General features: G+C 32.4%; 21 protein-coding genes and 1 pseudogene. 17 read left to right on the forward strand and 5 right to left on the reverse strand.

The window, feature by feature from the left end:
• Positions 1–151: 151 nt before the first annotated feature.
• From CVD18_RS02080 to pgi, 6 genes and pseudogenes are all read left to right on the forward strand, one after another.
• A pseudogene (locus tag CVD18_RS02080) lies at positions 152–358 on the forward strand (transposase); the annotation flags it as partial.
• A 63-nt stretch (positions 359–421) separates the two neighbouring features.
• Positions 422–1414, forward strand: coding sequence for a fumarylacetoacetate hydrolase family protein (locus CVD18_RS02085; protein WP_103863787.1), 993 nt, complete (start codon positions 422–424; stop codon positions 1412–1414).
• Positions 1415–1843: 429 nt separating this feature from the next.
• A complete protein-coding gene (locus CVD18_RS02090; RefSeq protein WP_103863788.1) occupies positions 1844–2623 on the forward strand; it encodes a DUF3108 domain-containing protein in 780 nt (259 codons plus the stop codon).
• The gene (locus tag CVD18_RS02095) at positions 2623–3588 is read left to right on the forward strand and encodes a tryptophan 2,3-dioxygenase family protein (protein ID WP_103863789.1); all 966 of its coding nucleotides are present in this window, start codon (positions 2623–2625) and stop codon (positions 3586–3588) included. Before CVD18_RS02090 ends, CVD18_RS02095 begins: the two co-directional genes overlap by 1 nt.
• 11 nt (positions 3589–3599) lie before the next feature.
• A complete protein-coding gene (locus CVD18_RS02100) occupies positions 3600–4871 on the forward strand; it encodes a peptidoglycan DD-metalloendopeptidase family protein (RefSeq protein WP_233194450.1) in 1272 nt (423 codons plus the stop codon).
• A gap of 2 nt (positions 4872–4873) precedes the next feature.
• Entirely contained in the window at positions 4874–6514 is a 1641-nt protein-coding gene (gene pgi, locus CVD18_RS02105; RefSeq protein ID WP_103863791.1) for a glucose-6-phosphate isomerase, read from the forward strand.
• A 145-nt stretch (positions 6515–6659) separates the two neighbouring features.
• Here the strand turns inward: pgi and CVD18_RS02110 are convergent, their stop codons facing one another.
• From CVD18_RS02110 to CVD18_RS02130, 5 genes are all read right to left on the reverse strand, one after another.
• Positions 6660–7766, reverse strand: coding sequence for a DNA helicase PriA (locus tag CVD18_RS02110; protein ID WP_103863792.1), 1107 nt, complete (start codon positions 7764–7766; stop codon positions 6660–6662).
• Between the two features lie 132 nt (positions 7767–7898).
• Positions 7899–9038: an SPFH domain-containing protein gene (locus tag CVD18_RS02115; protein WP_103863793.1), complete on the reverse strand. Its 1140-nt coding sequence runs from the start codon at positions 9036–9038 to the stop codon at positions 7899–7901.
• A 380-nt stretch (positions 9039–9418) separates the two neighbouring features.
• Positions 9419–10147, reverse strand: a complete 729-nt coding sequence (locus CVD18_RS02120) for a metallophosphoesterase (protein ID WP_103863794.1) — start codon at positions 10145–10147, stop codon at positions 9419–9421.
• A gap of 48 nt (positions 10148–10195) precedes the next feature.
• On the reverse strand, positions 10196–11332 hold the full coding sequence (locus CVD18_RS02125) for an ATP-binding protein (protein ID WP_103863795.1): 1137 nt from the start codon (positions 11330–11332) through the stop codon (positions 10196–10198).
• 90 nt (positions 11333–11422) lie between these two features.
• The gene (locus CVD18_RS02130; protein WP_103863859.1) at positions 11423–12178 is read right to left on the reverse strand and encodes an SDR family NAD(P)-dependent oxidoreductase; all 756 of its coding nucleotides are present in this window, start codon (positions 12176–12178) and stop codon (positions 11423–11425) included.
• Positions 12179–12588: 410 nt separating this feature from the next.
• Here CVD18_RS02130 and CVD18_RS02135 point away from each other — a divergent pair, with 410 nt between their 5' ends.
• The 11 genes from CVD18_RS02135 to CVD18_RS02185 all read left to right on the forward strand — a co-directional run bounded on the left by CVD18_RS02135 (position 12589) and on the right by CVD18_RS02185 (position 24572).
• Entirely contained in the window at positions 12589–13590 is a 1002-nt protein-coding gene (locus tag CVD18_RS02135; RefSeq protein WP_103863796.1) for a MoxR family ATPase, read from the forward strand.
• Positions 13591–13679: 89 nt separating this feature from the next.
• A complete protein-coding gene (locus CVD18_RS02140) occupies positions 13680–14546 on the forward strand; it encodes a DUF58 domain-containing protein (protein WP_103863797.1) in 867 nt (288 codons plus the stop codon).
• A gap of 13 nt (positions 14547–14559) precedes the next feature.
• The gene (locus CVD18_RS02145) at positions 14560–16224 is read left to right on the forward strand and encodes a BatD family protein (protein WP_103863798.1); all 1665 of its coding nucleotides are present in this window, start codon (positions 14560–14562) and stop codon (positions 16222–16224) included.
• Between the two features lie 2 nt (positions 16225–16226).
• Positions 16227–17231, forward strand: a complete 1005-nt coding sequence (locus CVD18_RS02150; protein ID WP_103863799.1) for a VWA domain-containing protein — start codon at positions 16227–16229, stop codon at positions 17229–17231.
• Between the two features lie 66 nt (positions 17232–17297).
• Entirely contained in the window at positions 17298–18332 is a 1035-nt protein-coding gene (locus CVD18_RS02155) for a VWA domain-containing protein (protein WP_103863800.1), read from the forward strand.
• Positions 18333–18338: 6 nt separating this feature from the next.
• Positions 18339–19211, forward strand: coding sequence for a tetratricopeptide repeat protein (locus tag CVD18_RS02160; protein WP_103863801.1), 873 nt, complete (start codon positions 18339–18341; stop codon positions 19209–19211).
• A gap of 56 nt (positions 19212–19267) precedes the next feature.
• Positions 19268–21037: a BatD family protein gene (locus CVD18_RS02165; protein WP_103863802.1), complete on the forward strand. Its 1770-nt coding sequence runs from the start codon at positions 19268–19270 to the stop codon at positions 21035–21037.
• Positions 21038–21042: 5 nt separating this feature from the next.
• Positions 21043–21792, forward strand: a complete 750-nt coding sequence (locus tag CVD18_RS02170; RefSeq protein WP_103863803.1) for a tetratricopeptide repeat protein — start codon at positions 21043–21045, stop codon at positions 21790–21792.
• 81 nt (positions 21793–21873) lie between these two features.
• Positions 21874–22194 (forward strand): hypothetical protein, encoded by a 321-nt coding sequence (locus CVD18_RS02175; protein WP_103863804.1) that lies wholly within the window; start codon positions 21874–21876, stop codon positions 22192–22194.
• Positions 22195–22333: 139 nt separating this feature from the next.
• Positions 22334–23914, forward strand: coding sequence for a SulP family inorganic anion transporter (locus CVD18_RS02180; protein WP_103863860.1), 1581 nt, complete (start codon positions 22334–22336; stop codon positions 23912–23914).
• Positions 23915–23939: 25 nt separating this feature from the next.
• On the forward strand, positions 23940–24572 hold the full coding sequence (locus tag CVD18_RS02185) for a carbonic anhydrase family protein (RefSeq protein WP_103863805.1): 633 nt from the start codon (positions 23940–23942) through the stop codon (positions 24570–24572).
• Positions 24573–24830 lie beyond the last annotated feature (258 nt).

Here is a 24830-nt window from a genome sequence, read left to right on the forward strand (position 1 = left end):
CTTTTTTAGCTTTTAGGTAATCCGCTACCCTAAAACGAATCAATTCCTGAGCTTCTTGACTGTGTCTTTTTTTATTTCTTCTTCTCACAACCTAAAAATAAGGATTTTTAAAACAAAAGATAAACTAATTTATGCTCTTATTAATAACACAATATTACCATGGGTGCATACAGCAATAAGCAATGCTAAGAGATTGCTACTTGATGTACATCATAGAATAGATGATGATTTTCTTCAAAACTATCTAAATGAATACTGCTTTAAGTTTAATCGAAGGTATTTTGATAATATTTTCGATAGACTGATGGTCGCAGCTGTATCTAATAGATGGAATTATCTTGGGGGAGAAAACGGATAAGCATATAATTATATAATAGAGAGGAGTGCTGTTTAGTGTATCCTTCTGTGTAAAACCATAAAAATGAAATTAGCAACAATAAAAAATAATACCAGAGATGGTCAGTTAATTGTAGTAAACAAAGCGTTAACCAAAGCTGTAAAAGTTCCTGAGATAGCTCAAACAATGCAAGGAGCATTAGATAATTGGGGTGCTATTGCGCATCAATTAGAAAAAGTATATAAACAATTGCAAAATGATGAGTTGTCTGATGTTTTTGATTTTAATTCATCAGAAGCAATGGCAGCTATTCCCAGAGCATATCATTGGGCAGATGGCAGTGCTTATGTTACCCATGTAGAATTGGTAAGAAAAGCAAGAAATGCAGAATTGCCAAAAACTTTCTGGACTGACCCTTTGATGTATATGGGGGCTTCAGATGCATTTATAGGAGCAAATGATGATATTGAAATTGAGAATGAAGAATGGGGAATTGATTTTGAATCAGAAGTAGCTATAATAACAGACGATGTTCCTGCAGGAGTAAATGCAAAAAATGCACAAAACCATATCAAGCTTATTGCAATTATTAATGACGTTTCTTTGAGGAATTTGATTCCTAACGAGTTATCTAAGCAATTTGGGTTTTATCAATCAAAACCATGGACTACATTTTCTCCAGTAGTAGTAACTCCTGATGAATTAGAAGATGCTTGGGATGGGGGAAAGGTTCATTTACCACTTATTTCTACATTAAACTCTAAAATTATAGGAACTCCTAATGCAGGCGTTGATATGACATTTGATTTTGGTCAATTGATTGCTCATGCAGCCAAATCTCGATCGTTGATGGCAGGCTCTGTAATAGGATCTGGTACAGTTGCAAATCAAGGAAGTCCTAATGGATCTAGTTGCCTTGCTGAAATTAGGTGTCTTGAAATTATAAAAGATGGGAAACCCACAACTCCTTTTATGAGTTTTGGAGATCGTATAGAGATTGAAATGAAAAATAATCAAGGAAAAACTATTTTTGGAAAAATAGATCAGGTAGTAAAGCAATATGAGCCTATAAATTAAACGAGTTTTTTAATATATAATCTTGCTTGGGTTTTTTGAAAAATACGATTTTTATTAACTGTAATGGGTTTTTAGTTTTTTGAGAAAAATGTAATCTTTAACGACCTCAGTATAAATTTTTGTTAAAATTCATAATAAAAAAACGTTTTCGTTTGATAATTATTCAAAAAAAGTGCAATTTTGCAAATAGAGGTGGAGTGGTTACCGCCTATATCTAATAACAATAATTATTCTCATAATTTAAGTTTTTAGTTGGTTAATAAAAGTAAAAGAGAGAGCTGTGGTGGCTCTCTTTTTGTTTTTATGTTTTAAATTTAATAATAATATTAGTTTTTATCTCTTCACATTAAATGTTATTTTTGGAATGGATATTGTAATTATATATAACCAATGAATATATAAATCGAATAATAACAATGCCCCCATACTATGAAAAAGTATATTTTTACATTACTTTTAGGAATAAGTGCCATGACTGTTTCTTCTCAAAAAAACCATAAAGCGTTTGATGCAGGAGAATGGTTCAAATTTAGAATTCATTACGGTCTTTTTACAGCAAGTTATGCAACCCTAGAAATTAAAGATGAAAAATTAAACGGTGTACCAGTACATCATATAATCGGGACTGGTAAATCATCTGGTATTTTAAGCGTATTTTTTAAAGTAGAAGACTATTACGAAACTTATATTGATAGAAAAGAAGTAAAGCCATATCGTTTTATCAGAAAGATAAATGAAGGAGGACATACCAAGGATATAGAAATCAACTTTGATTATAAAGGAAATAAAGCAAGGGTGTTTAATAAAAAATATAATACCAAAAAATCTTTTGCGATTAAGCCTGGAGTACAAGATATGATGTCTTCGTTTTATTACTTACGTAATAATATCAATACATCTTCTCTGAAAAAAGGAGATGAACAATATGTAAATATGTTTTTTGATAATGAAAACTATCGATTTAAGTTAAAGTTTTTAGGAAGAGAAGTTATTAAAACTAAAATGGGTAAAATTGCATGTTTAAAATTTAGACCTTATGTTCAGGCAGAAAGGATTTTTAAAGAAGAAGAAAGTATGACCGTGTGGGTAAGTGATGATGATAATCGAATGCCTGTAAGAATAAAAGCAGATATACTAGTAGGTTCTATAAAAGCAGATTTAGATGCCTTCAAAGGGCTGAAACACCCGTTTAAAATTATAGTAGATTAATGAATGAATCTATAAAACCAGAGATTGCCGAAAAAATAAAGCAATTAGAAAAAAAATTTAAAAATTCTGGCCAGAATCTGGGCTCATACCTAGATGGTCTTCTTCATGACCGATACCTTACCTATTGGGATTACATCCATCTAGATACATTATTGAGTTTGCAAATACCCAGAACTCATTTTCCAGATGAAGAGATATTTATTACATATCACCAGATTACAGAATTGTATTTTAAACTTATTATACATGAGTTAAAGCAAATCATTGATGATAAGTTGCAAACAGCTACATTTTTTATATCAAAAATAGAAAGAGTAAATCGCTATTTTAACGTTTTAATTAATTCTTTTGATGTGATGATCAAAGGGATGGATAAAGAGCAATTTCTCAAATATAGAATGTCCCTTTTACCAGCTAGTGGTTTTCAATCAGTACAATTTAGATTAATCGAGATTTATTCAACTCCTTTGGTACATTTGGTGAGTTCTAAAGAAAGAAATCAATTTTCTGAAAAAGATGAACTAGAAGAAGTGTTCGAACATTTATACTGGAAATCTGGTGCTACAGATAAAGATACAGGTGAAAAAACACTAACTCTCAAACAATTTGAATATAGGTATACACCAAGAATGATGCGTATTGCACAGCAAGTGCAGCACAGTACTATTTTTCATAAGTATCAGGAGCTTCCCGAAAAAGAACGAAATAATAGTCATCTTATAGAAGCATTACGTACTTTTGACACTAATGTGAATATTAATTGGTTATTAATGCATATGGGTGCAGCTTATAGATATCTCAGTAAAGGAAAAGGAGAGGTTAAAGCTACTGGAGGAACCAACTGGAAAAGTTTTTTGCCTCCAAGTTTTCAGAGAATCATGTTTTTTCCTAATCTTTGGAGTGAAGAAGAGAAAGAGAATTGGGGCCAACAATGGGTAACCCATCAATTTAATACCACAAAATAAATAATTGTCAGTTGAAACAAATAGGTTACTTACTACTAGTTATGGTAGTATTATTTTCATGTAAAAAAGAAAAAAAAGAAATAATGAATGGTGTTCCTGAGCTTGTGCAGGAAGAAAAAGCACCACCTGTTATTAAAGAGTTTGGATATGTTCTAAATGATTTTAATGTAGTAAGAGATACCATACGATCAGGAGATAGTTTTGGTGCAATTATGGATTTCCACGGCATAGGTACAGCAAAGGTTTTTGAGATAACCAATGCAATTAAAGACACGTTTAATGTAGCGAGAATAAAAGCAGGAAAACCATATACGCTTCTTAAATCAAAAGACACGACAGATAAAGTGCAGGTTTTTGTTTATCAAGATAATAAGATAGATTATACAGTAATTGATTTAAGAGATAGTATAAGTGCCAGAAAAAATAAAAAACCAGTTGCACTCGTAGAAAAAGTTGCTTCAGGGACCATAAATAGTAGTCTGATGCAAACCTTTGATGATATGGACCTTAATTTTCTGGTAGCATATAATATGGCAGATATCTATGCTTGGACAATAGATTTTACAAGACTACAGGCAGGAGATAGGTTTAAGGTGGTTTATACAGAACGTTTTATAGATGATTCAATTCCTGCTGGAGTTGACCAGATTAAAGCATCGTATTTTGAACATCGCGGAAAATCTATCTATGCATTTAGGTTTATGGATGATTCTATTAATAAGTCGATGGATTACTTTGATGAGAAAGCTAATAATTTGCGAAGAGCATTTCTTACAGCACCTGTAAAATTCAGTAGAATTTCTTCTAGGTATAATCTCAAAAGAAGAATCAAGTATTATGGTAACAAAATTAGACCACATAGAGGAACCGATTTTGCAGCACCAGTAGGCACACCTATTTTAGCAACATCAGATGGTATCGTAACCAAATCCGAACGAAAAGGAGGAAATGGTAAATACGTAAAGATAAGACACAATGCAACCTATGATACGCAATATTTACATATGAGTAAACAAGCTGTAAAAGTAGGCCAATTTGTAAAACAAGGAGATGTGATAGGGTATATTGGTATGACAGGTAATACCAGTGGCCCTCATGTATGTTATAGGTTTTGGAAAAACGGAAAAGAAGTAGATCCTTTTAGAGAAGATCTTCCTGCATCAAAACCATTAGCAGATAGCCTAAGAACAGGTTTTTATAATCACATAAAACCATTAAGAACACAGCTAGACAGTATATTGTTTAAACCAGAAAAACCAAAAAAACCAGAAGAAATTTTATAACCATGTCACTACCAACTATAAATCCTACCACCACAAAAGCTTGGCAAGACTTAAAGTCACATTATGAAACGATAAAACATGCTCATCTCAAGGATCTTTTTAAGCAAGACCCTGAGCGTGCAAATGTTTTTTCTATTGCTTGGCAAGATTTTTATATTGACTACTCCAAAAACAGAATAGATAGTACAACCAAGAAACTGTTGTTGGACCTTGCGGACCAAACAGGTCTTAAAGAAGCCATACAGCATTATTTTGAAGGAAGTGTTATTAATGAAACAGAAGAAAGGGCAGTTTTACATACAGCACTTAGAACTCCATCAACACATGAGATTATTGTTGATGGTAAAAATATTATCCCAGAAATTACAGATGTAAAAGAAAAGATAAAAACGTTTAGTGATCAAGTCATTTCAGGAGCCCTTACAGGGTATACAGGCAAAGCGTTTACGGATATTGTAAACATAGGAATAGGAGGATCTGATCTTGGTCCTGCTATGATTACAGAATCTTTGGCTTATTATCAGAATCACTTGACTACACATTTTATCTCTAATGTAGATGGAGATCATGTACACCAAAGCTTAAAAAAATTAAACCCTGAAACTACTTTGTTTGTGGTAGTTTCTAAGACCTTTTCTACACAAGAAACCTTATCCAATGCAACTACAGCAAGAGAGTGGTTTGTTAAAAAAGCACCAAAAGAAGCAGTTGGTCAGCATTTTGTAGCGGTATCCAGTAATGTAGCTAATGTTACCAATTTTGGAATTGCTCAAGAAAATATTTTCCCTTTGTGGGATTGGGTAGGTGGTCGTTTTTCATTATGGAGTGCCGTTGGATTATCTATAAGTTTGACTGTAGGGTATGAACATTTTGAAGGATTGCTAAAAGGAGCTTGCGAAATGGATAAACATTTCAAGGGCACTCCTTTTGAAGAGAATATATCCGTTATTCTTGGGTTGATAAGTGTTTGGTATAATAATTTCTTTGAGGCAGAGAGCGAAGCTATTATTCCTTACTCTCAATATTTGCATAGATTACCTGCGTATTTACAACAAGGTATTATGGAGAGTAATGGAAAAAGTATAGACCGTAATGGAAACCCTGTGGATTATCAAACCGGTACAATTATCTGGGGTGAGCCAGGAACAAATGCGCAACATGCATTTTTTCAATTAATTCATCAAGGAACGAAATTGATTCCTGCAGAGTTTATAGGATTTAAACATTCTTTATTCCAAGATCAGAGCCATCAGGATAAATTAATGGCAAATTTCTTTGCACAGACAGAAGCCTTGATGAATGGTAAAACAGAAGAAGAAGTACTCGTTGACTTGAAAAGTAAAGATTTGTCTGAAGATAAACTCAAGCAATTAATGCCATTCAAAGTTTTTGAAGGAAATAAACCTACTACAACTCTTTTGATTGATAAACTTACTCCTAAAAGCTTGGGTGCATTGGTAGCAATGTATGAACAACGCATTTTTGTTCAAGGAGTTATTTGGAATATCTTTAGTTATGATCAATGGGGTGTAGAGCTAGGTAAGCAACTAGCAGCCACAATACTTTCTGAAATAGATACTGGTAAGATTGAAAAGCATGATGCATCTACAAGTGAGCTGTTAAAGCGTTATACTAATTCTTAATTGAAATAACCGTGATCTGAATTGAATTGTTTTTTAGTTTAGGCAAAAAATAAAATACAACTAGTATAAGACCTCGCAAGTTATTTGAAATAACAAAACGAGGTTTTTTTTGGGGATTGCCTTAGAGTATTTTAATAGATCGCTGTTATTTTTCTGAAAACCATATTATTGCTCCAATAATAGCCGCTATAAATAATACGAAGAAAAATATTTTCCAAAAAGAATACGGTCTACTTCCAGAAATAGCTCCTGTTTGACCATTGATAAAAAAATTATACTTTTTGCTATTAAATCGATATGCACTTATGTAGACAGGAAGAAGAATATGTTTAAAAGTTTCTTGACTTAAACTCATGTCAATATGATGCACCCTTTGAGTGTCTCCCCCGATATCTTGTCGAGTCCAAGTATCGGCAATACGTTCAGCTTCTTTTGTAGAAGACAGGTGACCATCTTTGAGTGGTATTGTATATTTTTCGGTAACAAAACCAGCTAAGAATCCTGTATTGAAGGATTCTAGTAAATTTAGATTCCAATTTGATATTTTTTTAGGAATAGGGTTTTTATTTTGATGAGATGCTTTTATTAAGGTATCATCAACAAAACCAGTAATGTTTCCGCTGGCAGAAGACCATCTGGTTCTGCGTTCTCTTCGGGTTTTTGAAACCTGTTTACCATTTATAGTTGTTGTATAGGGTACATTGACATAATAATAGTCTCCTCGTTCTCCTCTATAGTTGGCGTATAACTGGGCATCAAAAGTCCAGTATGGTAAGTATAGCCCTTTGGTATTTTGTGGGTCTAGAGTAGCTTTTTTGAGGTTATTAGGAGCAAACCATAAACCTTTTACCCATTTTGAAAAAATTTGATGGGATTTTTTTTGATCAAATTGAAAAGGGAGTATCGCTCCAGGTAGAATCCAATCTTCCTTATAAGCATCTTCTATAATTAGAGGCATCGTACAATAAACACAATGCAAAGATTTATAATTTTCTTCAATATGTTGATTTGCGCCACAATTTTTACAATGTAACATCATGATTTCCTCAGAATGAGATTGAGATCCCATTTCTTGTAGATAAGGTTTAAGTTCTAATTCTTGAAAGCCATCAGTAGCGTGTGTGATTTCTTCATGATGACCACAATATTCGCAGGTAATATGTTTAGTTCCAGGTTTGTATTTTAATTCTGCACCACAATTGGTGCAGGATTTTTTATGTTCTGAAACTGCTTTTTGTTCTTTTTGTTCCATGTACGTATCGCAAGTCTTATAAAAACGACTAGTTTATACACTGTATAAGTTTGTCAAAGATATTCTTTGATATTTTACAAAATCTTGATGTGTTCAGCTATAAGCTGAGTTTTTTATTCTAAATACTATAAATTAGTTACCTGGTAAAGGAGGAGGTGTGTTTCCGCCAAGAAATGATTTTAACTCTTCTATATCTTTTAGAGCAGTCCAATTACTCATTCCTTGTTTCCAGATCAGAGAATCTTTATTAATAGTTCTGTTTGCAAATAATACTTTTAATTGTTCAAAAGATGCTGGTCCTGCTTGTTGTTCGTTATGTGCATAAAAATACTGCACTTGCACTGGCATTGGTGGTGGGGTTATTGGAGCTGCTTGTTGAGGAGTGTGTGCTTGTTGTTGTCCTGCCGTTGGGCTCATCATACCACCCATTTGCTGTGCAAGAACAAATCCCATTCCCATTCCCATTCCAGCACCTGCAGTTCCTCCTTCATTGGCTGCTGCTGCTTCAATAGCTTTTGCTGTTTTAAACTTGGTTAATTTATCCAAGTCTAGCTTATCAATTCTGCTGTATTCAAAAATTTCTTTTTTCAGCTCTTCTGGCATAGAGACATTCTCGATAAAGAATTTTTCCAGAGAAATACCAACTGAGTTGAATTCAGGTTGCATTACCTCGCGGCAAGTATCTGATAATTCTGTAGTATTGGCTGCATAGAGTTCAATAGGTAAATTAGCCTCACCAATAGTATCTGTAAAACGTGTAGAGATTAAACTTTTAAGATGCTCGTTGATCTCAAAGTTGGTAAAATTGGCATCAGTTCCTACAATATCTACAATAAATTTTCCTGCATCATTGATTTTAAAAGCGTATGTTCCGAATGCACGAATTTCTACCAATCCAAAACGATCATCATTTAGAGTGATTGGGTTTTTTGTACCCCATTTTTCATCTGTAAACAAATGAGTGTTTACAAAATATACTTCTGCTTTAAAAGGGCTGTTGAAACCATATTTCCATCCTTTTAATGTGGTTAGAATAGGAAGGTTTTGTGTGTTTAGTGTATATGTTCCAGGTGTAAAAACATCTGCGAGTTGTCCCTCGTTTATAAAGACTGCAGTTTGTCCTTCTCTTACAATAAGCTTTGCGTCGTTTTTAATTTCATTTTGATATCGTTCAAACCTATGTACGATAGTATTATCTGTATAGTCTAACCACTCTATAATATCTATAAATTCATGGTTAAGCTTCTTCTTTATTTCGTCAAAAATTCCCATTGATGAGTTGATTTTAAATTTGTGTTTTTAAAACTACAAAATAGATTGGTCGAAGAAAAATATTTTTGAGTTAATTATACCAAATTGGTATTACATCATTTTCATTGTGAATAGGTCATGAGTGATGTAACTTACATCTTATCTGATATAAGGAAGTTCTTTTTTATAAGACGAAGTGTGTAGTTCTGTTTCTATAATAGTTGGATTGATTTTGAGTTTATTTTCCCTATAAATGAACCTTTTCTTTGATAATTATAAACACCAAAGAAAAAGCTAGTAAGCTATAGGTTAAAAATTTAATTGTTGTTTTCATGATTTTTGGTTTTTGTCATTTACAACATTATATCAATAGTTGTGCCTTTTTGTTACCTTTTTATTTCTTAATTCCTTCCGTTTTCATCAGGATATAATTGATAAACAGGGTCGCTTTGCCAAAACTTTTTAGTGTTAATATCCATTATAGTTAGCGCCCCTTTAAATGCAGCTCCTGTATCTATATTCCAGATACAATTTGCTTGTACTGGAGCAGTTTTATTAATTCTTGTTACAGGTGTATGGCCAATATAAATTTCGTCAAAAAGTAATAATCTCTTTGGGTATTTTGGACTGTTTTTTTTGAGCGTAGGGTCTATTGCAAGTGCAGTTTCCCATAGCGTTCTATCCCAATAAAAAGATTCATCAAAATATTCTCGATGTGGTCCATGAATACTGGTAAACCCAGCATGAAGGAACAGCCGATTATGATTGTCGACATGGTAATTAATAAGGTTCTTATAAAAATCAAGATGAATATCGATTTCTTCTTGAGATAGTTTTGCGTATGAATCTATTGTTGCTTGTCCGCCATGTTCAACCCAATCAGGATTATATGTTTTTTTGGTTAACCAAGTATAGCAAAGATCATCATGATTTCCTTTGATGAATATGCAATTATGAGAAGTATTGAGTTGTATTAAAAATGAAACTAATTCAGCACTATGACTCCAGCCATCTACATAATCTCCCAAAAAAAGTAAGGTGTCATCTTGGGTAACTTTTGCTCTTTTGAGTATTTGCTGTAAGGCATTCAAAGCGCCGTGCATATCTCCAATGACTAAAATTCTTCCCATAATATGAGTTTGCTAATTTATTGATTACTAATAATTGTTATATTTTGTTTAATTGTATCTAACTTTTCTTAAGATTCGCATACTTTCTTTGTAAAGAGAATATGCAGTATCATTATGTGCTTTTAGATACGGTTTTGCTTCTTCTAGCCTCTCCTTTGCTTCATGAAAATCATTAAAGTAGCATATTAGGTATGTAGCAGGAAGATTGATAATATCTTTCTCATCATTTTTAGATAATAAACTGTTATTTTTCAATTTTTCTATTAAGCTATTATTACTGTTGTAAAGGTGATGCAATGTTTTTCGATCAAATTGAGGAGGCTCAAATAGAAGTTTATTTTCGATATCATAACTTGCATTATCCTTAAAAGTGATTGTTACTTCTTCCAGAGGGTAATATGCAAAGTTATCTTGTAACCCCAATTGTACGTATTCAATAATTTTGAACTGGTCGTTGGTTAATGATATACTTACTTCATCTAGTTCTGAATAAAATAATTTAACCTGTTCATTAATTAATTCAATGTCAACTCTAGAATAATAGGTTTCTTCATTTTGTCTTTTTTCTTTTCCTGCCCAACAAACTACAAAGTATTCCTTGAAAACCCGATATGTAGGATTATAGTCGGTTCTTGAGTTCATGAAATCAAAAACTCCATCAAGTGTAAGTTCGATATTATTTTGTGCATGACTCTCTATAGCATTTACTATTTCTGAGTTAACATCTTTGATTTCGATATCAAAAACTTTAGGCATGCTGATACTACCATCTCTAAAAAAGACACTACCACCATAATATTTCCATATGTTTTTGCGAAGAGAACAAAGTTTACCTCCTTGAGGACGAATTGTTACCAATCCAACAACTTTGTCTGAGGGAAGATGAGGAAATGGGATATTCTCATAGGACACATTAGGGGGGTTATCTAAATAGGCATTGACCAGATTTTGGATTTTGCTATCATCAAAAAAATCTACCCCAGGTATTCTATTATCTTCATCTTCAACACCAATTACGATATAAGAGTTGTTTTTTGGGTTAGAATTGGCAAGGGCACAAATGTGTTTCAGGAGTTTGGCTTTGCCATCTTTTTCGCCAATATTAAGTTTACGCTTCTTGTCATAAAAACTATTTTCGTCATTATGTGCCAGTAAATTTTTAATGAGAAGGCGTTTATTAATCATTCCTTTTTTATGAATAATAGTTTAAGTTTTTCTCCAACATAAACTTAGCTATTTTTATTGGGCCTGCAATGTGATAAGAATAAAGAATTATTATATTTTTTTGGTTACTATTGTACTACTTGCTTGTGCTGTAGGAAATACAATAAGATCAGCAATATTCACATGGTATGGTCTGGTAACTACAAAGGAAATAATGTCAGCTATATCTTTTGGAAGAAGAGGAGTATATCCTTTGTATACATTATCTGCTTTTTGGTCATCTCCTTTGAATCGCACATTGCTAAACTCTGTTTCTACTAGCCCTGGATGAATAGCTCCTACCCGAATACCGTGTTGATTGAGGTCTATACGCATTCCTTTGTTTATTGCATCTACAGCATGTTTGCTGGCGCAATAAACATTACCATTTGGATACACTTCTTTTCCTGCAATTGAACCAATATTAATGATATGACCAGATTTATGTTTGATCATTTTTGGGATAACAGCTTTAGAAACATATAAGAGTCCTTTTACATTAATATCCATCATAGCATCCCAATCATCAAGATTTCCATCTTGAATGGAGCTAAGTCCATGTGCATTTCCTGCATTATTGATCAAAATATCAACTTTTCTAAATTCTACGGGGAGGTTTTCTATTGCAGAGAAAACATCGCCTTTGTCTCTCACATCAAAACAAAGTGTATGTACTGAGACAGTTTTGCTAAGTTCTTTTTGCAAGTCAGTTAATCGATTTTGTCGACGCCCACAAAGAATAAGGTTAATATTGTGTTTTGCCAACGCTATCGCAGTAGATTTTCCGATCCCACTTGTAGCCCCTGTTATTAATGCTGTCTTCATAATTATATTATTGTGTTTTATATTATGGTATATGTTTTTTAATTTTAACAATAAATCACATGATGCTTTCTCTGGATACACCATAATCTTGATTTTTTCAAATACTGTAAAGTAATTGAAAAGAAAAAAGGTCTAATTACATTAGAAAATAATATTTCTTTAATTGTTGTGAAAAATGCAACACCTTTACAAGAGATACGTCTTTTTGTATACTCATCATAAAAAAAATGATAAAAATCAGTATGTCTAATTTTTTGTAAAAGTAGTTTAAAGATACTTCAAATTTTGTATCTGATATGAATATTTGAAAGTACATTTAACCAAGAATTAACAAGAGAATGAAAAATATTTCGACAATTTGCAATGTTGGATTAGTAGTATTAAATTCACGCCTTTAAAAAAAATAAAAATAGATGGAAGAGAACAGTTCTATTGATATTGCTTCAATCAACCAGAAGATAGAAAAAGAGTCTGCATTTGTAGATTTACTTACTTTAGAAATGAATAAAGTAATTGTAGGTCAAAAACACATGGTTGAGCGTTTACTTATTGGGTTATTAGGTCAAGGTCACATTCTGTTAGAAGGAGTTCCTGGATTGGCAAAAACATTGGCAATTAATACATTGTCAAAAGCTGTTCATGGTAGCTTTAGTAGAATACAGTTTACTCCAGATTTACTGCCAGCAGATGTAGTTGGAACTCTTATCTTTAATATGAAAGAGAATGATTTTTCGATTAAGAAAGGGCCTATTTTCGCTAATTTTGTTTTGGCAGATGAAATAAACCGTGCTCCTGCAAAAGTACAGAGTGCTTTACTAGAAGCAATGCAAGAAAAACAAGTTACTATTGGGGATGAAACATTTATATTAGATAAGCCTTTTCTAGTAATGGCGACACAAAATCCAGTAGAACAAGAAGGTACTTATCCTTTGCCAGAAGCTCAGGTAGACCGTTTTATGCTAAAGACAGTTATTGATTATCCAAAACTGGCAGAAGAACAATTGATTGTTCGTGCTAACCTCAAAGGGTCTTTTGAAAAAGTAAACCCTGTTGTTTCTATAGAACAAATTCTTAGAGCACAGAGTGCAGTAAGAGAGGTGTACATGGATGAAAAGATAGAGAAATATATTCTTGATATTATTTTTGCCACTCGTTATCCTGAAAAATATGGTCTAGAAGAACTAAAACCATTGATCAATTTTGGAGCATCTCCTCGTGGTAGTATTAATATGGCAACAGCAGCAAAATGTTATGCATTTATTAAACGAAGAGGGTATGTAATTCCAGAAGATGTACGTGCAATAATTCATGATGTACTTAGGCATAGAATAGGAATTACCTATGAGGCCGAGGCAGAAAACATAACTTCTGAAGATATTATCAATAAGATAGTAAACGAAATTGAAGTGCCATAGTAATAAATTGTTTGAAGTTCTTTTCGTTTTAGGAATTTAAGACCTAAAGCTAAAAATATTCACAAAGTGAAGAAACCCAAAGCAAAATTATGGATACTAAGGAGTTATTAAAAAAAGTTAGAAAAATCGAGATCAAAACTCGTCGTTTGAGCGACCATGTTTTTGGAGGAGAGTATCATTCTACCTTCAAAGGTAGAGGGATGACTTTTAGTGAAGTACGACAGTATCAATTTGGCGATGATGTTCGTAATATAGATTGGAATGTGACAGCTCGTTACAATGAGCCTTACATAAAAGTGTTTGAAGAAGAACGAGAACTCACCATGATGCTTATGGTAGATGTTTCGGGTTCGCAATTTTTTGGTACTCAAGAACAATTTAAGAAAGGTATTGTTACAGAAATTGCCGCAACTTTGGCTTTTTCTGCTACTCAGAATAATGATAAGATTGGTTTGATTTTATTTACTGACTCAATAGAATTATTTATTCCTCCAAAAAAAGGAAGGTCTCATGTGCTTAGAATTATAAGAGAATTACTAGAATTTGAGCCTAAAAGTAAAAAAACCAATATTACTCAAGCCTTAAAGTTTTTGTCTAATGTGATGAAAAAGAAAGCGATAGTCTTTGTGTTATCTGATTTTCTCGCAGATGATTACCAGCATACTTTAAAAATTACAGGTGGAAAACACGATGTTACGGGAATTAGAGTTTATGATAGAAGAGAAGAGGAAATTCCTAATTTGGGAATGGTACAAATGGAGGATGAAGAAACAGGAGAGCTTTTATTAGTAAATACTGCTTCAAAAAACACACGAATCAATTACAGTAAGTATTATCAAGAAAGAGTAGATTATTTTAGAGATAGTTTTACAAGAAGTGGATCAGGTTTTTTGAGCAGCAGGATTGATGAGAGTTATGTGAAGAAGTTATTAGGTTATTTTAAAAGAAGAGGATAAGGATATTTTAAGAATGACGAATTACGAGTTACAACAAGAAAAGAGAAGTATACAGCCAGGAATTCTTAAGAATTTGATCTGGGTGGTGTTCTTGGTCTTTTGTGGATCAGGAATTTCTGCCCAAGTTTCTGCAACAATCGATTCTACTATAATAAAAATAGGAGAAGAGATCAGGTATAAAATGAAGGTTGAAGTAGACACTACTCAAATCGTAGTTTTTCCTGAGGGATCAACCTTTACTCCATTAGAAGTTATTGAATCTAAAAAAATAGATACCTCAAAAAATGGTAAAAAAATTTACCTTACCAAAGAATATGCATTAACACAATTTGATTCAGGACATTATACGATTCCTAGACAAAAAGTAATTGTTGGTGATAAGGTGTTTTTTACAGATTCTTTGAAGGTAGAGGTGCATGATGTATTAGTAGACACTACCAAACAGAAACTATATGAGATTAAGCCGTTGATACATGTAGAAGCAGTGCTTCCTACTAGTTCAAAAAGTTGGGTTTTATGGGTTGTCGCAGGATTATTCCTATTAGGAGTAATTATATTTTTTGTATTGAGAAAGAAGAAACGTATTGCAAAGAAAGAAGAACAATTGCCTCCTTATGAACGAGCAATATTAACACTTCAGAAAATAGATGAATCTAAATTGTTAGAAAAAGATTCACATAAGGAGTATTATTCACAGTTAAGTGATACCGCACGTAAATATATTGATGAAGAGGTATATGATCATGCAATGGAGAGTACGACTGATGAGTTGATTGAGCGATTAGACGAAGAAATAAGATCAGGAGTTCTTGATTTGGATAAATCAACTATAGAAGATCTGAAAAAGGTGTTGAAAACAGCTGATATGGCTAAATTTGCAAAATCAAAACCCGATGTCATAACAGCAAAAGCAGATCGCAATGTAATAGAGCAAGTAATTAATAAAACAAAAAATGCGATTCCAGAACCAACAGAAGAAGAGTTATTAGTAGATGAAGAGTACAGAAAATCTGTGGCTAATAAAAGACGTAAAAAACAAATTCTATTTGGTAGTTTAGGATTGGTATCGATACTTGCAATTGGTCTAGTGGTTATTATACTTGTAAAAGGATATCATGAGGTTGTAGATACTGTATTTAATCATCCAGTAAAAGAACTTGCAGAAAGTGATTGGGTAAATAGTGCTTATGGATCACCACCTGTTACTATCTCTACTCCAAAAGTCTTAATTCGTAATAAATATAAATTAACAGATAGGCAAAACCATATTCTTAAAGGTAATTCAACTTTTATATATGGCGGGTTGACAGAAGATTTTTATGCTGCTGTAAGTACGATGCGTGTCGATGGTCGTGAGAATCAAGAGATAAAAATAGAAATTGGAGAGATTGTAGAAAGTGCAGTAGGATCTTTTGAAGCAGAAGGAGCTAGAAATATTACCATAAAAAATGAAGAATATGAAACACTAGGCGGGGCAAATGGTGTAAAAGTGTATGGGGAATATAAAATCAAAGATACTTTGACTAATAAAAATAAAAAATGCGAATATCAAATGTTATATTTTGCAGAAAACAATGGGTTACAGCAAATTCTTGTTACCTATAATAAAGAAGATCGTTATGCGAAATCTATAGCAGAACGTGTTATTAATTCTGTAGAACTTAAAAATGCTGAATAGCGATGTTTGAAAATTTTATATTCGAGAATCCTCATTTTTTTTGGTTATTATTACTATTACCATTGGCAATAGTATGGTATGTTTGGAAACAAAATAAACAACAAGCTTCTCTTAAGGTTTCCAGTGTTCAAGGTTTTAAAACATCTGTAAGTAACCTCACAAAGCTTAAGCCATTATTGTTTGTAATACGATTAATCGCTTTAGTATTACTTATTATTGCGTTAGCAAGACCAAGAACGGTTGATATATCAACAAAAACAGATACTACCAAAGGAATTGATATTGTAATGGCAATAGATGTATCTGCTAGTATGTTATCAAAAGATTTAAAGCCAAATCGATTAGAGGCTTTAAAAGAAGTAGCAGCAGAATTTATCAAAGATAGAATAAACGATCGTATTGGTTTGGTGGTTTATGCAGGAGAAAGCTATACAAAAACACCAATTACTAGTGATAAATCAATTGCTGCAACAGCATTAAAAAACATAAGATATGGTGAGGTTATAGAAGGAGGAACAGCAATAGGAATGGGTTTAGCTACCTCTGTAAACCGACTTAAAGACAGTAAAGCAAAAAGCAAAGTAATTATTTTGCTTACCGATGGTTCTAATAATGCGGGCTTTATTGATCCAAAGATAGCCTCAGAATTAGCTGTAGAGTATGGTATCAAAGCCTATACAATTGGTATTGGTACAAATGGAATGGCTTTGAGTCCAGTGGAAAGATTGCCAAATGGGGCTCTAAGGTATGGTAGAACACGAGTTAAAATTGATGAGAAGTTGTTAAAAGAAATTGCCAAAGCTACTAATGGTAAGTATTTTAGAGCAACAGATAATAAAAAGTTAGAACAAATTTATCAAGAAATAGATAAATTAGAAAAGACAGATATCGAAGAATTTAAATTTTATAATTATGAAGAAAAGTTTAGATCACTTGTATTATTGGCAGGACTATTGATTTTTATTGAATTTTTGTTAAGATATACTGTGTTTAAAAGCTTTATATAATTTTTTGTCGTTTTTGTCGCTTTAATAAGAATCTATAAATTTGGATATAGAAGTATAGTTTAAAATATGTATTTACTTGAAGAAAAAATATATTTCTGGTTGTTATTTAGTATTCCGTTACTGATCCTTTTGTTTTTAGGAGTTTTGGTATGGAAAAAAAGAACTCAGAAAAAGTTTGCGGATTTGGTATTGCTTAAAAAATTAAGCCCAAATCAATCAACTTTTAAATCTGTTTTGAAAATAGGAGTAATAAGTCTGGCTTTGGTATGTTTGATCATAGCTTTGGTAAACCCTAAAATAGGGACGAAACTAGAAACGGTAAAAAGAGAGGGTGTTGATGTAGTTTTTGCTATAGATGTGTCTAAGAGTATGATAGCAGAAGATATTGCACCCAATAGATTAGAAAAATCTAAACAATTGGTTACTCAGATCATTAATAATATGGCAAGTGATCGTATTGGTATCATAGCATATGCAGGTAGTGCTTATCCGCAGTTACCAATCACTACTGATTATGCTTCGGGAAAGATGTTTTTGCAATCTATGAATACAGATATGTTGTCTTCTCAAGGAACTGCGATTCATGAAGCTATAGAGCTAGCAAAGACCTATTATAATGATGAAGAACAAACCAATAGAGTGTTGTTTATTATAAGTGATGGAGAAGATCATGGAGGAAATGTGAAATTAATTGCAGAAGAAGCTTCCAAAGAAGGGATTAAGATTTTTACTATTGGAGTAGGTTCGCCAAAAGGAGCCCCTATCCCTATAAAACGAAATGGGGTTGTGCAAAGTTATAAGAAAGATAGTCAGGGAGCTACCGTGATCACCAAACTAAACCCGACAATTTTACAGGAAATTGCCAATGAAGCAAATGGAATATATATTGATGGTAAGGATACAAAGATGGTAGTAGAAAAGGTAACTACCGTATTACGAAATATGGATAAGAAAGAATTTGAAGCAAAACAAATAACTGGCTTTAAAGATCAATTTCAATGGTTTTTGGGAGCAGGGTTACTATTATTGTTTTTAGATATTTTTCTATTAGATAAAAAAACATCTTGGGTGAAAAAATTAAACCTGTTTAATGAGAAATAGTCAGGCATGAAAAAGATTTTAAGTATTTTGTTATGTTTTCAACTTGGGATTGTTTTTTCTCAAGAAGAAAGTGCAGATAACACTATAAAGGAGGCGAATGTATTTGTAGCAACAGCAAATGATGTTCTTGTTAAAGAAGGTAATTTTCCTAGAGCAGAAGGAGAATATAGAAAAGCGATTGATAAAAACCCTGTGACTCCTGTTGCAAAATATAATTTGGGGAATGCGTATTATAATTCTGATAAGTATGATGAAGCAACATATCGATATGCAGAAGCAGCTAAGGTAGCCACTACAAAAACAGAAAAGCATAAGGTGTTTCATAATCAAGGAAATACGTATATGGAACAAAAAAAATATAAAGAAGCTGTAGAAGCCTATAAAAATGCACTTAGGAATAATCCAAAAGATGACGAAACTCGCTATAACCTTGCATTGGCCAAAAAGATGCTAGAGAAAAAGCAACAGGAGAATAAGAATAAAAAGGAACAAGATAAGAAAGATCAAAAAGATCAAAATAAGAAAGAAGAGGATAAGAAAGAAGAGGAAAAAGATAAAAAAGGAGATAAAGGGGATAAGGAAAAGGATAAAGAAGGCGGTCAGAAAGATAAAAAAGGAGACAAGGAAAAGGATAAGGAAAAGGATAAGGAAGGAGACCAAAAAGATAAAAAAGGAGATAAAGAAGATGAAAGAGGAAAACCTAAAGATCAGGATGATAAAAAAGGTGGGCCTAATAAACAACAAGCGCAAGGTAAATTATCACCTGAACAAATTAAACGTTTATTAGAGGCAATGAATAACCATGAAAAGAAAGTGCAGGATAAAATTAATTTGATAAAAGCGCATAGATCAAAAGTAAAAACAGATAAAGATTGGTAAGGGTATAAAAAGCTGTTGAAATTGAAGAGTATTGACTGATCTAAATAGATTAAAAAATGAAACTAAAATTAATTTTTCTAACACTGTTTATAAGCACCATACAACTGACGTTTGCTCAGGTAAAGTTTGAGGCTAAAGTGACCAAGAAAAAACTTGGTATTAATGAGGTATTACGAGTAGATTTTGAAATGAATAAGGATGGTGATGATTTTACTCCACCATCTTTTTCGGGATTTAAGGTTTCAGGGCCAGAGCAATCTATTCGTAGTATATGGGATAATGGGAAAAAATCATATTCTAAAACGTTTAGTTATTTTTTACAACCTACACGCAAAGGAAATTTCACAATAAAACAAGCGACCATAAAGATTGATGGGAAAATATATAAAACATCTCTTATAAAAGTTACAGTAACAAAGGCTGTCGCTAAATCAAACGGTGCGAATGGCGATTTTTCTATAGATGATAATGTACATTTGGTTACAGAGGTTTCTAAATCTAATCCATATCTTAACGAAGCAATCACAGTGATTTATAAACTTTATGTAGGTAGAGGGCTAAATATAAGTGATTTGAATGTAGTAGATAACCCAAAGTATAGTGATTTTTGGAGTCAAGATATTGATGTAAAACGATTAGTAGGAGAATCAGGTACTTATAAAGGAGAAGCATATACTTATGTTGTATTTCATAAAACAGTACTGTACCCACAAAAAACTGGAAAATTAGAGATTGAACCCCTTGCATTAGGCTTTAAAGTTGGAGTACCTACAAACAGAAGGGATCGTTTTACGGGTAGAAGGGTATTTAATCAAGTAGATAAAATGCTAGTGTCTAGTAAGAGGGTAATCAATGTAAAGTCTTTACCATTAGAAGGAAAACCAGATGATTTTTCTGGAGCGGTTGGAAGTTTTAATTTTAAAGTATCAACCAATAAGACAAATCTTGATGCTACAGAATCATTGGATGCCAAGGTTTTAGTTTCTGGTGGAGGGAATTTAAAGCTTTTTGATTTACCAAAATTAAATATTCCTGATGGTATGGAAGAGTATGAGCCCCAGCATAATGAGAGGGTGCGAACCAATCTCACAGGAATGAGAGGCGATATATCAGATACATATACATTAGTGCCACAGCATAAAGGTAATTATAGCATTCCATCGGTTTCTTTTTCTTATTTTGATTTAAAAACTAAAACGTATAAAACAATTGAATCTGATGAGATTACAATACATGTAGAAAAAGACCCTGCAGTACCATATAATGATACATCAAATGTAGCATCACAAGAAGGAGTAAGTAAAAAACGTGTAACTCAAATAGGAAACCAGTTTAGATTCTTAAAATCAAGCGCCGACCTTCAGCCAATACAAAAGAAATATTTTTTTAAGTCAACAATATATTGGATGTCACTAGTTACACCATTATTGGCAATCCCCTTGTTTCTTTTCTTTGGTAAAAAGAGACAGCAAAGACTAGATGATGTAAGTGCTAATAGGGTTCGTAAAGCAGATAAGTTAGCTAGAAAGCACTTGTCTGAGGCCAAGAAAAATTTGGGTAGTCAGAAAGAGTTTTATATTGCTATGGAGCGAGCTTTGCATAACTATTTAAAAGCAAAACTAAATATACAAACCAGTGATATGAGCAAGGATCGTATTCAACGATTATTAAAAGGACGAGAGGTTGAAGAGACCGTCACAATAGAATTTATAGCTTTGTTAGAAAGTTGTGAATTTGCAAGATACACACCTTCCTCTACTTCTGCTATGCAACAAGATTATGATAAAGCTTCAAGAGTAATTGCAACAATAGATAAACAACTATAAAGGATATGAAGAGAATAGTTGAAATACTTATTTTTTTAAGTGTAATAGTAGGTTTTTCTCAGAATGAAGAATCATTCAAAAGAGCAAATTCGCATTATAACAAAGAGAAATATCAAGAAGCTGTCAATGCCTATCAATCTATTTTGGAAGCTGGCCAAGAATCTGCTTCTTTATATTATAATCTTGCAAACGCACATTATAAGTTAAATAACATTGGATCAAGTATCTTTTATTATGAGAAAGCGTTGATTCTGGCTCCAAATGATGAGGATATAGAAAACAATTTGACGTATGCTCAAAAAACAACTATTGATAAAATAGAAGTGTTGCCTCAAGGTTTTATATCAAGGATGATAAGAAAATTTACAAAGATATTTAGTCTTGATGGGTGGGCTTGGCTTTCGGTTATTTCTATTATATTATTTGTAGCCTTGTTGATACTGTATTATACAGCTAGAACTTCTTCAAAAAAGAGATTGTTTTTTACAAGTGCTTGGGTGGTTTTAATTATAGGAATAGCATCAGTTTTCTTTGCATTTAAGCAATACGATTTTCTTATAAACAATCGATTTGCGATTATTTACGCTCAGGAAATTACAGTAAAAAGTGAGCCAAATTTGAGAAGTAATACCGTGTTTGAACTTCATGAAGGAACCAAAGTTCAGGTATTGGAGACTATAAATGATTGGAAAAAAATTAAACTTGCTGATGGTAAAATTGGTTGGATTCCAAAAACAGAACTTCAAGAATTGTAATTAATATGAAAATTTGCAATACATTAACACGATTTTGAAAGTAATACTATTATTTTAGCAATTCAAAATTATTTATCAGTAATGACTAAACTTCAAATAACTAAATTTTTGATTGTTTTTGGCTTTCTTCTTAGTATAGCCAATTATAGCATCAGTTTAGTCAATTTTTATAGTTGTACTGATAAAACTTCAATCGTTCTGGAGGAAACAGAGGGTTCTGAGCAAAAAGAAAAAGAAGCTTCAGAAAAGGATGATTTTAAAGAGAAAAATAAAATTTCACAATTCTATGAAGAAAAAGCTACAACCCTTGCAGCTATTTTTATAGAACGATACCCCGAGTTTTATATCCTAAATGCATCTGTGTATTTGGAGCATAAGACGCCTCCTCCAAAGTATTCATAATATATTTTAAGTAACTTAATTTCAAAATAGAGATTTTATCTTATGTAGAGGTGTGTTTCTTTTTGAATGATTTCAAATTAATTTTATTCAATTGTTCTTGAATTTTTAGAGAGAACAACAAATTTTTACAAATATGAACATTTTTAAACATTTAAAAAGTGATATACCCGCAAGTATAGTTGTCTTTTTTGTAGCATTACCTTTATGTTTAGGTATTGCTCTTGCTAGTGGAGCGCCTCTTTTTTCTGGTGTAATTGCGGGAATTATAGGAGGTATTGTGGTTGGCGCTTTAAGTGGTTCCAAAATTGGAGTAAGTGGCCCTGCAGCTGGTTTAGCAGCTATAGTTCTTACATCTATTGGTGCGCTGGGAGGATATGAAAACTTTTTGGTAGCAGTGGTGTTAGGAGGAGTAATACAATTATTGTTTGGTGTATTGAGAGCAGGGATCATAGGATATTATTTCCCTTCTTCAGTAATCAAAGGAATGCTTACAGGAATAGGGATTATTATAATTCTAAAACAAATCCCACACTTTTTTGGATATGATGCTGACCCAGAAGGAGATTTTGCATTTTTTCAAATTGATGGAGAAAATACTTTTTCAGAAATAATTAATTCAGTTAATTTTATTAGCCTAGGGGCTACATTAATTGCAATCTTAGGTTTAGGAATATTGTTATTGTGGGATAAAGTATTAGGTAATAAAGGAAAGATTTTTCAATTGATACAAGGGCCTTTGGTAGCGGTAGCGGCTGGAATTATATTTTATATTATAACCAAGGATAGCGAAACTCTGGCGATATCTCAGGATCATTTGGTAAGTGTACCAATCCCTGAAGATCTGTCATCATTTTTAGGACAATTTAGTTTCCCAAATTTTTCTGCTATTTTAGATTCTAATGTATGGGTTACTGCTTTTACAATTGCATTGGTAGCTAGTTTAGAAACACTGTTATGTGTAGAAGCTACAGATAAGTTAGATCCAGAGAAAAACGTGACACCAACCAATAGAGAATTGTTGGCTCAAGGAACAGGGAATATTATTTCTGGTATGATAGGAGGGTTGCCAATTACTCAGGTAATTGTACGTAGTTCTGCAAATATTCAATCTGGCGGTAAAACTAAAATGGCGGCAATTATTCATGGATTTTTATTGTTGATTTCTGTGATTCTAATACCAAGGTTATTAAATATGATCCCTCTTTCTGTTTTGGCCTCGATATTACTTTTGGTAGGATACAAATTAGCAAAACCATCTTTATTCATGAAAATGTATAAAATGGGATGGAAACAATTTGTGCCATTTTGCGTTACAGTTGTAGGTATTGTTTTTACAGATCTTTTAGTAGGTATCGGTCTTGGATTATTAGTAGGTATTGTTGTGATTTTAATCAAGAGTTATCAAAATTCACATTTTCTACACATTGAGGATAAAAGTAATGGAAAGCATAGAATTGTAATGACGCTGGCAGAAGAGGTTACTTTCTTTAATAAAGGTGCAATTCTAAAAGAACTTGATCGATTGCCAGAAGATACGTATCTTACCTTGGATGTAAGAAAAACTAGATATTTGGATAATGATATTATAGAAATTCTAGAAGATTTCTCTGACAAAGCAAAAAACAGACATATTGATATTAAATTAATTTCTGAACTAGGCGTTGTAGAAAATCCAGATAGCTATATTCAGTTTTTTAGTCTTAGATCAAAATCATCGTAAATTACTACAATAAAACTTAACACATATGAAAGCTTATACTAAAGAGACACAAGCGTTAATAACATCAAAAAAAGCTATAGAATTACTAAAAGAAGGAAATGTCAGGTTTCAGAAGAAAATGGGTTCTGATAGGGATTTATTAGAGCAAGTATCTGATACTAAAAGTGGTCAATTTCCTTTTGCAACAATTTTGAGTTGTATAGATTCTAGAGTGTCTTCTGAGCTAATTTTTGATCAGGGAATAGGAGATATATTTAGTGCAAGAGTCGCAGGTAATTTTGTAAACGAAGATATTCTTGGCAGTATGGAATTTGCTTGTAAACTTGCGGGAACTAAATTAGTTTTAGTCTTGGGGCATACGAGTTGTGGTGCAGTAAAAGGAGCTTGTGATGATGCGAAGTTAGGAAATCTTACAGCACTTATTAGTAAGATTAAACCTGCAGTAAATGCTGTTTCTCAACCAGCCGATGCATCTTTAAGAACATCAAAAAACATAGACTTTGTTAATGAAGTAGCTGTAAAAAATGTTCAAATGACAATTGATAATATTAGAAAAGATAGTGAAGTACTTCGTGAAATGGAAAGTAATGATGAGATAATGATTGTTGGAGGAATGTACGATATAAGCAACGGTAAAGTAACCTTTTTTGAATCTTAATTAAGGTTAAACACTTTTTAAAAAAGAGAGTTAATGTGTAATAGCGTTAGCTCTTTTTTTATATTTGTTTCCTAGAATACCATTTCTTAAATGAAATTACCTTCTAAAATTGTTTCTTTTACCCCAGGCTTCAAAATAAAATACGTAGATAGTGATGCTATCTCTGAATTTTCTTTTTTTGCTTGAACCAAAAATAATTTAATGTAGATTAAGGTCATTTTAAATAAGAATAGGGTAGGAAGAAAAACTATAGTATTC

It is taken from the genome of Aquimarina sp. I32.4, assembly GCF_002924285.1.
Taxonomy (GTDB): domain Bacteria; phylum Bacteroidota; class Bacteroidia; order Flavobacteriales; family Flavobacteriaceae; genus Aquimarina.